The organism is Actinomadura sediminis (assembly GCF_042675525.1).
Taxonomy (GTDB): domain Bacteria; phylum Actinomycetota; class Actinomycetes; order Streptosporangiales; family Streptosporangiaceae; genus Spirillospora; species Spirillospora sediminis.
In genome coordinates this window covers 1-12,499 of record NZ_JBHTJA010000145.1, presented here as the reverse complement: position 1 = coordinate 12,499, position 12,499 = coordinate 1, and the positions used below count along the sequence as shown (strand labels likewise).

Genomic DNA, 12,499 nt, shown 5'->3' with positions numbered 1-12,499 from the left:
CGACGCGGCCCTGGCCGCCGGCGCCGACGCCGACGCCGCGGGACGCGCGGGCGACGAGGTCGCTTTCCGGGGCGTCGAGGCCGGGGCCGAGCGCGGCGACCAGCGCCGCCTTGCCGTCGTGGCGGGCGCCGAGGACGACCGCGTCGGCGTGCGGCAGCAGCTTCGTCGCGACGGCCCGCAGGTCGGGGACGTCGACGATGCGGGCGATGAGGCGGCCGCCCGGGTGGTGTTCGGGGGCGGACGCGAGGGCCGTCACGAGGTCGTCGAGTCTCTTGCGCTGCAGGGCCTTCAGTTCCCGCTGGGCTTCGACGAGGACCTCGATGCGCCGGGTCAGCTGATCGGGGGGCGCGTCGAGGAGGTTCGCGAGTTCGGTCAGGACGGCGTGTTCGTGGTCGTAGTGCCGGAGCGCGTCGGCGCCGGTGAGCGCCTCGATGCGGCGGAGCCCGGTGCCGATCGAGGATTCGCCGATGATGTGGACGGGACCGGTCTGCGTGCCGTGGGCGACGTGGGTGCCGCCGCAGAGTTCCCGGGACGCGTCGCCGATGTCCACGATCCGGACGGTCTCGTCGTACTTCTCGCCGAACAGCGCGAGGGCGCCCGCCGCTTCGGCCTCGCCGCGGGACGCCTCCCAGACGCGCACCTGCGGGTCGTCGAGGAGGTAGTCGTTGACGAGGGTCTGGACGGGGGCGGTGTCGACGGGGGAGAAGTGCGCGAAGTCGAACCGGAGCCTGCCGGGCTCGACGCGGGAGCCGCGCTGCGCCGCGTGGTCGCCGAGGACGCGGCGCAGCATCGCGTGCAGGACGTGCGTCGCGCTGTGCGAGCGGGCGGTCGCGGCGCGCCGGTCGGCGTCGACGACCGCGTGGCCCGGGACGCCCGGGCGCACGTCGCCGTCGACGACGCGGACGGTGTGCACGTGGAGGCCGAGTTCGGGGCGCGTGTCCAGCACGCGGAGGGTGCCGGTGGGGGTGCGGATCTCGCCGGTGTCGCCGACCTGGCCGCCGCTTTCGGCGTAGAACGGGCTGCGGTCGAGGATCACCTCGGCCTCGTCGCCCGCGGACGCGTCGGCGCGGCCGGCGAGCGCCAGGATCCGCGTCTCCGCCTCGGTGGTGTCGTGGCCGACGAACTCGGTGCGGCCGTGCTCGGCGAGCAGGCGCCGGTAGAGGTCGCGGCGCGCGACCGCGGTCCGCTTGGTGTCCCGGCCGGCGTCGTGGGCGCGGCGGCGGCGTTCCTCGACGAGTTCCCCGAACCGGTCCTCGTCGACGGTGAGGCCCGCCGAGCGCGCCGCGTCGAGGGTGAGGTCGATGGGGAAGCCGTAGGAGTCGTGCAGCGTGAACGCGGTCTCGCCGGAGATCGTCCCGGACGAGCGGGAGATCGCCGTGTCGAGGAAGCGGGTGCCCTGCCGGAGCGTCCGCTCGAAGCCCTCCTCCTCGGACGTGACGACGCGCCGGATCAGTTCCGCGTGCGACGCGAGTTCCGGCCACGTCTCGCCGAGGCCGGCGACGACGCTCGCGGTGAGGGGCGCGAGCGCGTCGTCGATGCCGATGCGGCGGGCGTGCAGGATCGCGCGGCGCATGAGCCGGCGCAGGACGTGCCCGCGCCCGTCGGGGGACGGCAGGACGCCGTCGGCGATGAGGAACGCGATGGAGCGGGAGTGCTCGGCGACGATGCGCGCCGACACGGGTTCGTCGTCGCGGTCGGCGAGCTCCCGGACGAGCCGGAGCGTCGGGCCCACGAGGTCGGTCTCGCAGACGCCGTCCGCGTCCTGCAGGATCGCCGCGAGCCGGTCGAGCCCGAGGCCGGTGTCGATGTTCTTCGCGGGGAGTTCGCCGAGGATCGGGTAGCCCTCTTTGGCGGGTCCCTCGCCGCGGAGGTTCTGCATGAAGACGAGGTTCCAGAGTTCCTGGTAGCGCTCCCCGTTCACGGCGGGGCCGCCTTCGGGGCCGTAGCGCGGTCCGCGGTCGTAATGCAGTTCCGAGGAGGGGCCGCAGGGGCCGGGAATGCCCATCGACCAGTAATTGTCCTTCATTCCGAGTCGCTGGATGCGGTCGGACGGGACGCCGATGCGCCGCCAGAGCCGAACTGATTCGTCGTCGTCCAGGTAGACGGTGACCCAGAGCCGGCCGGGGTCGAGTCCGAAGTGCTCGGTGAGCAGCTCCCACGACCAGGAGATCGCCTCTTGTTTGAAGTAGTCGCCGAAGGAGAAGTTGCCGAGCATTTCGAAGAACGTCGTGTGCCGCGCGGTGCGGCCGACGTTCTCGATGTCGGAGGTGCGCACGCACTTCTGCACGGACATCGCCCGGGGGTGGCCGGGCTCCGCCTCGCCGAGGAAGTACGGCTTGAACTGGTTCATCCCCGCGTTCGCCAGCAGCAACGTGGGATCGGAGGGGACGAGCGGGCTGGACGGGACGGCGCGGTGATCGCGTTCGCGGAAGAAGTCCAGGAAGGTCGTGCGGATGTCAGAAGAGCGCATGGAACGGCCTCACGAGGTCGATGGGGTGACGGAGCACACCGCCGAGCCGGGCCGGGCACGACTGCTCGTTCCCCGGCTCGGCGCGGCTAGCTCGCCGCCCCACCTCGTGAAAGGCCATGGTTCTTCCTGACTCGCGGACGTTCGTTTCACGATAGCGCGCGGAGCTTCCGTCCCGCACACCGTTAACGACTCGCCCGCCGACGCGGCGGAGTTCTAGCGTGGTGCGCGTGTACGAATATGTGGGCCCGGCCGAGTTGCTCGACCGGGTCGAGCCCGGCACGTTCGGTGAACCCGTCGGAATGGGGGCGGGCGAGGACGGCGGCGAGCCCTTCACCTACGTCGTCGATCTGGACGGCGTCCTGCGGATTGCGCCCCGCCGCAGCGAGCACGTGTCCTGCGCGGGAGGGCGTCCGGTCCTGGCCGCGGGCGAGATCGTCCTCGAGGGCGGGCGGGTCGTCGAAGTGACGAACCAGTCGACCGGCTACTGCCCCGGCCCCGAGTCGTGGACGGACGTCGCCGCCGCCCTCGACCGCGCGGGCATCGCCCGTCCGGACGGCTTCACGGACGTGTTCGTCTTCCGCCACTGCCCGTCCTGCGCGGAGCTCAACGTGGTCAAGGACGATCACTACGTGTGCGTCTTCTGCGACGCCGATCTGCCGAGGCCCGGTCTCCGAGCACGCCGGGGAGCGCGTCGAGGCCCGTGATGCGGACGACGCCCGCGTGGTCGGGCGCGGGGTCGCCCGAGCGGTCGAGCCAGACGCCGGTCAGGCCCGCGGCGGCGGCGCCCCGCGCGTCCGTGATCAGACGGTCGCCCACGTAGGCGACGGAGCCCGGTTCCAGGCCGAGGCCCGCGCAGGCGGCGTGGAAGATCTCCACGGCCGGTTTCGCGCAGCCGGCCTCGCTCGACGCGGTGAGGTGCGGCAGGCGCTCCGCGAGCCCGAGCCGGTCGAGTTTCGAGCGCTGCTGGCGGACGTCCCCGTTGGTGACCACCCCGAGCGGCAGCCCGCGCGCGGCGAGCGCCGCGAGGGCTGGGACGACGTCCGGGTACGGGCGCCACGCCGCCTCGTACAGGGCCGTGTAGCCGTCGAACCACGCGTCCGCGCGGGCGTCGTCCCAGGTGCCGAGGCCCAGGTCGCGCGCCAGCGCCCGGATGCGGGCCCGGCGCTGGCCGGTGAAGTCGAGTTCGCCCGCGAGGTACCGTTCGATCGCGGCCTCGCCGAGGTCCAGCCAGCGCGGGACGAGCCGGGCGGCGTCGGCGTCCGGGAACGACCGGACGATCGCGTCCGCGGCGGCGCCGTCGTGGTCGAGGAGCGTCCCGTCGAGGTCGAAGAGGACCGCGGCGATCACGCGGTGCGCAGGAAACCGAGGACGGCCGCGGTCAGCTCGGCGGGGGCGTCCTCCTGAACCAGGTGCCCGGCGCCCTCGATCACGCGCAGGCGGGCCCCCGGGACGGCGCCGGCCAGTTCACGGCCCTTGTCCAGGGGGATCCACGTGTCGTCGGCTCCCCAGCACACCAGGACGGGCATCGCCAGTTCGCCGTAGCGGTCCTGGATCTCGTCGGTGTACCGCTGGTCGGCCTGCGCGATCTGGCGGTAGAACGCGGCCTGGCCCGCCTCGTCCAGCCAGGGTTCGACGAGCGCGTCGAGGGTCGCGGGGTGCAGCCCCGGGCTGCTCGCGGACGTCACGTACTCCCGGACGAGCGTGCGGTGCAGCGGCGGCGGAAGCTGCTCGAAGACCGGGGCGTTGGCGCCGACCAGGCGGAAGAACGGCGACCCCCACGGCGCCAGCGCCACCGGGTCGACGAGCGTCAGCGCCCGGTAGCGCGCGCCGTGCAGCAGGTGGGCGCGCAGGGCCACGGCGCCGCCGAAGTCGTGAGCGACGACGAGCGGCTCGTCCAGTTCCCAATGGCCGAGCAGGTCGCGGAAGATCTCGCCCTGCGCGGCGAGCGAGACGTCCTGGCCGTCGCGTTTCTCCGATGCCCCGTATCCGGGCATGTCCCAGACGTACACGCGGTAGGTGCCGGCCAGAGCGCGCGCGACGCCGCGCCATACGAAGGAGGAGAAAGGCGTGCCGTGCAGGAGGACGACGGGTTGCGCGCCCTCCTCTCCGAACACCTCCCACCGCACTTCCCCGGAGGTGCTCGCGTAGCCGCGCCCCAGCTTCCAGCCGTCCACCATGTCCCACCCGTTCGAGAGCTCGCCTTCGGTCGTGACCACGCTCTCATCTCCGCCGGGGCGGTGCGCGGCGCAGGGCCCCGGGAGGCCGGGCGAATCGGGCGGAGCGCCCCGGGTGCTTCCGGAGCCGGGGACCCGGACGCCGGGAAGGGGCGGGCCCCCGACCGGCGTCCGGGGGTGGTCGGGGGCCCGCGTGGCTCGGCCTGCGGGGGCTGGGAGGTTCCCCCGCGCGTGGATCAGCCGAGACCGTTCCTCATGGCGGTGATCAGCTCACCTCCCGTGGTGTCGCCGCTCAGTTCCCAGAAGAACGCCCCGCCGAGGCCCTCGTCGGAGGCCCAGCGCATCTTGCCGTCGATGGTGGAGGGGGTGTCGTAGCTCCACCACTGGCCGCCGCACTTGGCGTAGGCCGTCCCGGCGACCGTTCCGGTGGCGGGGCAGCGGCTCTTGAGGACCTTGTAGTCCTCGATGCCGGCCTCGTAGGTGCCGGGCGCGGCGCCGGTGGCGGTGCCGCCGGGTTCGGACTGGGTGACGCCGGTCCAGCCGCGCCCGTAGAAGCCGATGCCGATCAGCAGCTTGCTCGCGGGCACGCCCATCGAGGTCAGCTTCGCCATCGTGTCGGCGGTGTTGAAGCCCTGCTGGGGGATGCCGGGGTAGGACGTCAGCGGGGAGTGCGGCGCCGTCGGGCCCTGCGCGGCCCACGCGCCGAAGTAGTCGTAGGTCATGGGCAGGTACCAGTCGACGTACTTGGCGGCGCCCGCGTAGTCGGCCTTCTCCAGCTTGCCGCCGTCGCTGGCGTCGGCGGTGATGGCGGCGGTGACCAGGTTGCCGTTCCCGAACTTGGCGCGCAGGGCGCCCATCAGGTTCTCGAACGCCTCGGGGCCGCTGTTGTCGCAGGTGAGGCCGCAGGCGTTGGGGTACTCCCAGTCGATGTCGATGCCGTCGAAGACGTCCGCCCAGCGCGGGTCCTCGACCAGGTTGTAGCAGGACTCGGCGAACGCCTGCGGGTTCTGCGCGGCCTGTCCGAAGCCGCCCGACCAGGTCCAGCCGCCGAACGAGAACAGGACCTTGATGTGCGGGTACATCTTCTTCAGCTTGCGGAGCTGGTTGAAGTTGCCGCGCAGGGGCTGGTCCCAGGTGTCGGCGACGCCGTCCACGCTCTGCTCGGCGGTGTAGGCCTTCTCGTAGTCGGCGAACGAGTCGCCGATCGTGCAGCGGCCGTTCTGGACGTTGCCGAAGGCGTAGTTGATGTGGGTGAGCTTCTCGGCCGAGCCGCTCGTGTGGATGTTCTTGACGTGGTAGTTGCGCTGGTAGATGCCCCACTGCGCGAAGTAGCCGATCACCTTGTCGCCGCCGGGCCCGGGCTGGCCGCCGCCCGCGTCGGTGGTGACGGACACGGCGTTGGACGCGGCCGACACGTTGCCGGCGGCGTCGCGGGCCCTGACCGTGAAGGTGTAGGCGGTCTCGGCGGTCAGGCCGGTGACGGTGGTCTGGGTGCCGGTCACCGTCTGCACCTTGCCGGTGCCGTTGTAGACGTCGTAGCCGGTGACGCCGACGTCGTCGGTGGAGGCCGTCCAGGCCAGCGCGACGGTGGTGGCGGACTTGCCGGTGGAGCGCAGCCCGGACGGCGCGGTCGGCGCCTCGGTGTCGCCGCCCGGCCCGCCGGATCCGTCGCACGCGCCGCCGTTGACGGTGCAGCCGGTGAACCAGCCGGGGCCGGTCCCGCTGAACCCGAAGCTCGTGCTGGCGCCCGCCGCGACGGCGCCGTTCCAGCCGGCGTTGGTGAAGGTGTACCGGTTTCCGGAGACGGTCTTCGTCGCGTTCCAGGTCGCGCCGACGGACGTCCCGGACGGCAGGTCGGCGACGAGCGTCCAGCCGTCGATCGCGGCGCCCGTCTCGTTGGTGATCGTGCAGCGGCCCTCGAAGCCGGTGCCCCAGTCGGAGGTCTTGGTACAGGTGGCGGTGACGGTTCCGGCCGACGCGGCCGGGGTCGCCGTGAGGAGTCCGCCGGCCGCCGCGAGGACGGCCGCGCCCGCGAGCGCGATGGCCCGCCGTACGCCCGGTCTTGACATGATTCTCCGTTCGTTCGGCCCCCGAGCAAACAGGAATCCCCGCTCAACTCTTAGGAAAGTTTCCTAAGAATTGGAGCGATGGTAACCGGGCGGGTCCGGCCGTTCAAGAGTGCGCCCGGCGGCCGTGCGGGGACCGGTGGGCGGCGCGGGCGCTGGTCCGGGCGTCGGCCTGCGCACGTACGGGCCGGACGGGCGGCGGAAAAAGTTCAGGCCCCGCCGAACCAGCCGGGCGCGTCCAGCCGCCACGGGTCGCCGGGGGTGAGGGCGCGGAGGTCGTCCTCCAGGGCGCGGACGCGGCCGGGGCCGAGCCGCCGCGACCAGTCGGCGCGGACGCGTTCGAAGGCCCGCTCGGAGCGCTCCAGGACGTCGGCGGCCCGCGGCGTGAGCCGGACGATCTTGCGCCGGGCGTCGCCGGGGTCGGGCACCCGCTCGACGTAGCCCGCGCCCTCGAGCGTCTCGATCATCTTGCCCGCGGCCTGCTTGGACACGCCGAGCCGGCGGCCCAGCTCGGCGGCCGACGAGCCGCCGCGCGTGATCGCCTGGAAGACGAACCCGTGCATGGGCCGCAGGTCGGGGTGCCCGTGGGCGGCCAGGTCGGCGTGGACCTCGTCGATGCACGCGCGGAACGCCAGGAACATCCGCAGCGGCAGCTCGAAGCCGGGGGAGTCGCTTGACATGAAGGACAACCTCGTTGACTATATCGACAACTACATTGTCTAACTTAGGGGATCCGGCCATGACCCTCGTCCGCAACGCCGACGTCCGCCGCACCGAGACACCGAACGGGACGATGACCACGTTCGCGACCCCTGCCCAGGGCGGCACCGCCGGGCTCGCCGTCTGGCGCGTCGACTTCCTCCCCGGCAAGACCGGCCCCCGGCACGCCTTCGACACCGAACAGGTGTGGACGTTCCTGGACGGCGCGGCCACCGTCGACGTCGGCGGCCGCACGCGGCGCGTCGGCCCCGGCGACACGCTCGTCCTGCCCGCGGACGTCCCCCGGCAGATGTCCACCGATCCGGACACCGGGTTCAGCGCCGTCGTCGCCGCCCACGCCGGCTGCCTCGTCTACGACCCGGACGCGCTCGTCGACACCGGCAGATGCGACATCGCGCCGCAGGGCGACGAGCGGCTCGTCCCGCCCTGGGCGCGGTGAACCGGACGCCGCCCTACCCGGCGTTCAGATAGGCCAGGACGGCCAGCACGCGCCGGTTGTCGTCCTCCGACGGGGGCAGCCCGAGCTTGCCGAAGATGCTGTTCGTGTGCTTGCTGACCGCCTTCTCGGTGACGAACATCCGCGCGGCGATCGCCGCGTTCGTCCGTCCCTCGGCCATCAGCCCGAGCACCTCGCGCTCGCGGGGGGTCAGCGCCCGCAGCGGCTCCTCGCGGGCGTGCCGGGTCAGCAGCTGCGCGACGACGTCCGGGTCGAGGGCGGTGCCGCCGCCCGCGACCCGGCGCACCGCCTCGACGAACTGCCTCACGTCCGACACCCGGTCCTTCAGCAGGTAGCCGATGCCGCCGCCGCCGCCCGACAGCAGCTCCCGCGCGTACAACTGCTCCACGTGCTGCGACAGCACCAGCACCGGCAGCCCGGGGACCTCCCGCCGCGCCTCCAGCGCGGCCTTCAACCCCTCGTCGGTGAACGTCGGCGGCAGCCGGACGTCCACGACCGCGACGTCCGGGCGGTGCGTCGTCAGCGCCCGCAGCAGCGACGGGCCGTTGTCGACCGCCTCGACCACCTCGCAGCCGAACGCCTCGAGCAGCCTGATCAGGCCGTCCCGGAGGAGGGCGAGGTCCTCGGCGATGACAACGCGCACGGCAGCTCCATGGTCACGACGGTCGGGCCGCCGGTCGGGCTCGACACCGCCATCGTCCCATCGAACGCGGCCAGCCTGCGCTCGATCCCGCGCAGCCCGCCGCCGGCCGCGGGGTCCGCGCCGCCCGTCCCGTCGTCCCCGACGACCATGCGCAGGCGGGCGCCGTCGTGCTCCACCCGCACCCAGGCGCGCCGCGCGCCCGCGTGCTTGACGACGTTGGCGAGGGACTCCGCGACCGCGAAGTAGGCCGCCGACTCCACCGGGGCGTCGGCGCGGCCGGGCAGCCCGACCCGCACGTCCACCGGCAGCGGCAGGCTCAGCGCCAGCGCCGCCACCGCGCCGTCCAGCCCCCGCTCGGCCAGCACCGGCGGATGGATGCCCCGGACCAGGTCGCGCAGCTCCGTCAGCGCGGTGCCGCCCGCCTCCCGCGCCTCGGCGAGCAGCCGCGCCGCCGCCTCCGGATCGTGCTTCAGCAACTCCTCGGCCAGCCCGATGTTCATGCTCAGCGCGACCAGCCGCGCCTGCGCGCCGTCGTGCAGGTCCCGCTCGATCCGGCGCAGCTCCGCGGCCGACGCGTCCACCGTCCCCGACCGCGTCTCGGTGAGCCGCTCCACCCGCTCAGCCAGCGCGCCCCGCGTCGGCGCGAGCAGCGCCCGGCAGAACAGCGCGTGCCCCTTCAGGAACGCCGTGCCCGCCGGGACCGACACCGCCGCGAGCGCCGCGCCCAGCACGACCGTCCCGGCGTAGCCGAGCACGCCCCAGTCGTCCAGCATCCAGAACGGGCCCCAGCCGTAGTCGGTGACCGTCGCCAGCCACGGCGCGACGAACACGCCCTCCAGCCCGTACAGGGTCAGGCCCCCGCCGAGCACCCCGAAGACGAGCCCCAACGGGGTGTTCAGCAGCGCCCACAGCAGGTCCCGCCACGTCGCCGGGTCGCGCAGCAGCCACCCCAGCAGCCGCCCCGGACCCATGCGGCCGGACGGCCGGGGCCGGTACGGCGACGCGATCCGCACCCCGGACCAGTCCGCCGCCCACGACCGCTGCTGGTTCGCCACGCCGCGCAGCGCCAGCACCATGGCCGGGGTCAGGAAGATCCCCGCGCCGAGCGGGATGAGGAGGACCGACACCACCGTCAGGATGAACAGCGGCAGCCCGACCGCGCACGCCACGATGACCTGGACCAGCCCGCGCACCAGATTGAGGAAGGCCCGCTGGACGACGCCTCCCCGGCGATCGAGAAGCCGCTCGCGCTCGTTCAACGTTCCTCCAGGCGTCCGACGATGCTCTGCGCCCATTCTCGGGCTCCGTGCCCCGGACGGCAGTGGGCTCAAGCCCACGTCCCGCGCGGGCGACGGGTGGAGTTTCGCCCACCCTCTCCGGCGCGCGAGGACACCGAGGCGCCCGCGCGTGCGGGCGCGGCCGGTGCCGGGAGCCCGCCGGACGTGGCCCGCCGGACTCGGCCCACCGGACGTGGCCCACCGGACGTGGCCCGCCGGACGCAGGCCGTACGGTGGGCGGGCGGCGCAGCGGGAGCCGGGGCACGCCGGGTGACAAGACAAGCGGCCCGGTTCCCTGGACAATGCACTGCGACACCCAGGGGAGAAAGCGAATCGAAGTTGTGACAGCGACCACTGGCCAGACGGCCACCGAGCAGACCGTTACCGAGCAGCCCGCCGCGGCGGACGGCCCGCCGCCGATCACCCGCCGGATCGCCGACGAGATCGGCGTCCGCGAAGGACAGGTACGGGTCGCGGTGGACCTGCTCGACGGCGGGGCGACCGTCCCGTTCATCGCCCGCTACCGCAAGGAGGCGACCGGCGCGCTCGACGACGCGCAGCTGCGGGCCCTGGAGGAGCGCCTGCGCTACCTCCGCGAGCTGGACGAACGGCGCGCCGCGATCCTGGAGTCGATCGAGTCGCAGGGCAAGCTGACCGGCGAGCTGCGCGCCCGGATCATGGCGGCCGAGTCGAAGGCGCGGCTGGAGGACGTCTACCTCCCGTACAAGCCGAAGCGGCGCACCAAGGCGCAGATCGCCCGCGAGGCGGGCCTCGAACCGCTCGCCGACCTGCTGCTGGACGACCCGGGCCGCGACCCGCGGGCCGAGGCCGCCGCCTACGTCGACGCCGCGAAGGGCGTCGCGGACGAGACCGCCGCGCTGGAGGGCGCCCGCGCGATCCTCGTCGAGCGGTTCGCCGAGGACGCCGACCTCATCGGCGAACTGCGCGAGCGGATGTGGAAGCAGGGCCGGATGACCTCCCGCGTCCGGGAGGGCAAGGAGGAGGCCGGAGCCAAGTTCTCCGACTACTTCGAGTTCGCGGAGCCGCTGGAGAGGCTTCCCTCGCACCGCGTCCTCGCCCTGTTCCGCGGCGAGAAGGAGGAGATCCTCGACCTCGACCTCGAACCGGAGGAGGAGCCGCGGGAGCCGGGCGTCCGGACGTCCTACGAGGCGGAGATCGCGCGCCGGTTCGGCATCGTCGACCGGGGCCGGCCCGCCGACGGGTGGCTCGCCGACACCGTCCGCTGGGCGTGGCGCACCCGCATCCTGGTGCACCTCGGCATCGACCTGCGCACCCGGCTGCGGCAGGAGGCCGAGGACGAGGCCGTCCGGGTGTTCGCCGCGAACCTGCGCGACCTGCTGCTCGCCGCGCCCGCCGGGTCCCGCGCGACGATGGGCCTGGACCCGGGCCTGCGCACCGGCGTGAAGGTCGCCGTCGTGGACGCCACCGGCAAGGTGACCGCGACCGAGACGATCTACCCGCACGAGCCGCGCCGCAAGTGGGACGAGTCGATCGAGATCCTCGCCCGGCTCGCGCGCGAGCACCGCGTGGACCTCGTGTCGATCGGCAACGGGACGGCGTCCCGGGAGACCGACAAGCTCGCCGCCGACCTGATCGCCCGGCACCCCGACCTGAAGCTCACCAAGATCATGGTGTCCGAGGCGGGCGCGTCGGTGTACTCGGCGTCGGAGTACGCGAGCCGCGAGCTGCCCGGGATGGACGTGTCGCTGCGCGGCGCCGTCTCGATCGCCCGGCGGCTGCAGGACCCGCTCGCCGAGCTCGTCAAGATCGACCCCAAGTCGATCGGCGTCGGCCAGTACCAGCACGACGTCTCCGAGGTGAAGCTGTCGCGCTCCCTCGACGCCGTCGTCGAGGACTGCGTGAACGCCGTCGGCGTCGACGTCAACACCGCCTCCGCGCCGCTGCTGACCCGCGTGTCCGGCATCGGCGAGGGCCTCGCGGAGAACATCGTCGCGCACCGCGACGCCAACGGCCCGTTCCGCAGCCGCGACGGGCTCAAGGGCGTGCCGCGGCTCGGCCCGAAGGCGTTCGAGCAGTGCGCGGGCTTCCTGCGCATCCGCGGCGGCGACGACCCGCTGGACGCGTCGTCGGTCCACCCCGAGTCGTACCCGGTGGTGCACCGCATCCTCGGGGCGGCGGGCGGCGACATCAACGGGCTGATCGGCAACACGGCCGTGCTGCGCGGCCTGCGCCCGGAGGAGTTCGTCGACGAGACGTTCGGCCTGCCGACCGTCACCGACATCATCGCCGAACTGGAGAAGCCGGGCCGCGACCCGCGTCCGGCGTTCCGGACGGCCGCGTTCAAGGAGGGCGTCGACAAGCTCTCCGACCTCGAACCCGGCATGATCCTCGAGGGCGTCGTGACGAACGTCGCCGCGTTCGGCGCGTTCGTGGACGTCGGCGTGCACCAGGACGGGCTCGTCCACATCTCCGCGATGTCCGACAAGTTCGTGTCCGATCCGCGCGAGGTCGCCAAGCCCGGCGACATCGTCCGGGTCAAGGTGCTGGACGTCGACCTCCAGCGCAAGCGCATCTCGCTGACGCTGCGGCTGGACGACGAGCCGGGCGGCGAGCAGGGCGGCGGCCGGCGCGGCGACTCCCGCGACCGGCGGCAGGGCCGCGGCGGCCAGGCCGGCGGCGGTGGCGAGAACGGCGCCGAGGGCGGCGGCGG

Annotated in this window: 10 protein-coding genes; 3 read left to right on the top strand and 7 right to left on the bottom strand. The window is 73.5% G+C overall.

The genetic code is table 11. From position 1 onward, the window contains the following. A partial coding sequence (alaS, locus tag ACFQ11_RS34645; protein WP_378306596.1) for an alanine--tRNA ligase occupies positions 1-2,470 on the bottom strand: 2,470 nt, incomplete at its 3' end. A 227-nt stretch (positions 2,471-2,697) separates the two neighbouring features. On the opposite strand from alaS, the gene ACFQ11_RS34640 reads away from it, so the two are divergent. Beyond that, positions 2,698-3,174: a hypothetical protein gene (locus tag ACFQ11_RS34640; protein ID WP_378306593.1), complete on the top strand. Its 477-nt coding sequence runs from the start codon at positions 2,698-2,700 to the stop codon at positions 3,172-3,174. On the opposite strand, the gene ACFQ11_RS34635 is transcribed toward ACFQ11_RS34640, so the two are convergent. From ACFQ11_RS34635 to ACFQ11_RS34620, 4 genes are all read right to left on the bottom strand, one after another. Then, positions 3,083-3,817 (bottom strand): HAD family hydrolase, encoded by a 735-nt coding sequence (locus tag ACFQ11_RS34635; RefSeq protein ID WP_378306591.1) that lies wholly within the window; start codon positions 3,815-3,817, stop codon positions 3,083-3,085. The two genes, ACFQ11_RS34640 and ACFQ11_RS34635, sit on opposite strands and share 92 nt — an antisense overlap. Beyond that, complete coding sequence (locus ACFQ11_RS34630; RefSeq protein ID WP_378306603.1) at positions 3,814-4,647, bottom strand: alpha/beta fold hydrolase; 834 nt, start codon at positions 4,645-4,647, stop codon at positions 3,814-3,816. Before ACFQ11_RS34630 ends, ACFQ11_RS34635 begins: the two co-directional genes overlap by 4 nt. A gap of 233 nt (positions 4,648-4,880) precedes the next feature. Next, a complete protein-coding gene (locus ACFQ11_RS34625; protein ID WP_378306589.1) occupies positions 4,881-6,713 on the bottom strand; it encodes a glycosyl hydrolase family 18 protein in 1,833 nt (610 codons plus the stop codon). Positions 6,714-6,919: 206 nt separating this feature from the next. After that, on the bottom strand, positions 6,920-7,390 hold the full coding sequence (locus ACFQ11_RS34620; protein WP_378306587.1) for a MarR family winged helix-turn-helix transcriptional regulator: 471 nt from the start codon (positions 7,388-7,390) through the stop codon (positions 6,920-6,922). 59 nt (positions 7,391-7,449) lie between these two features. On the opposite strand from ACFQ11_RS34620, the gene ACFQ11_RS34615 reads away from it, so the two are divergent. Then, positions 7,450-7,869, top strand: a complete 420-nt coding sequence (locus ACFQ11_RS34615; protein ID WP_378306584.1) for a cupin domain-containing protein — start codon at positions 7,450-7,452, stop codon at positions 7,867-7,869. Positions 7,870-7,882: 13 nt separating this feature from the next. Here ACFQ11_RS34615 and ACFQ11_RS34610 read toward each other — a convergent pair whose 3' ends face one another. After that, positions 7,883-8,530 carry a response regulator transcription factor gene (locus ACFQ11_RS34610; RefSeq protein ID WP_378306582.1) on the bottom strand — a complete coding sequence of 216 codons (648 nt, stop codon included), beginning with the start codon at positions 8,528-8,530 and terminating at the stop codon, positions 7,883-7,885. After that, positions 8,482-9,789, bottom strand: coding sequence for a sensor histidine kinase (locus ACFQ11_RS34605; RefSeq protein WP_378306580.1), 1,308 nt, complete (start codon positions 9,787-9,789; stop codon positions 8,482-8,484). The genes ACFQ11_RS34610 and ACFQ11_RS34605 overlap by 49 nt, the downstream gene beginning before the upstream one ends. Before the next feature lie 437 nt (positions 9,790-10,226). Here ACFQ11_RS34605 and ACFQ11_RS34600 point away from each other — a divergent pair. After that, positions 10,227-12,499: Tex family protein (locus ACFQ11_RS34600; protein WP_378306601.1), on the top strand; the 2,273-nt coding region annotated here is incomplete at its 3' end.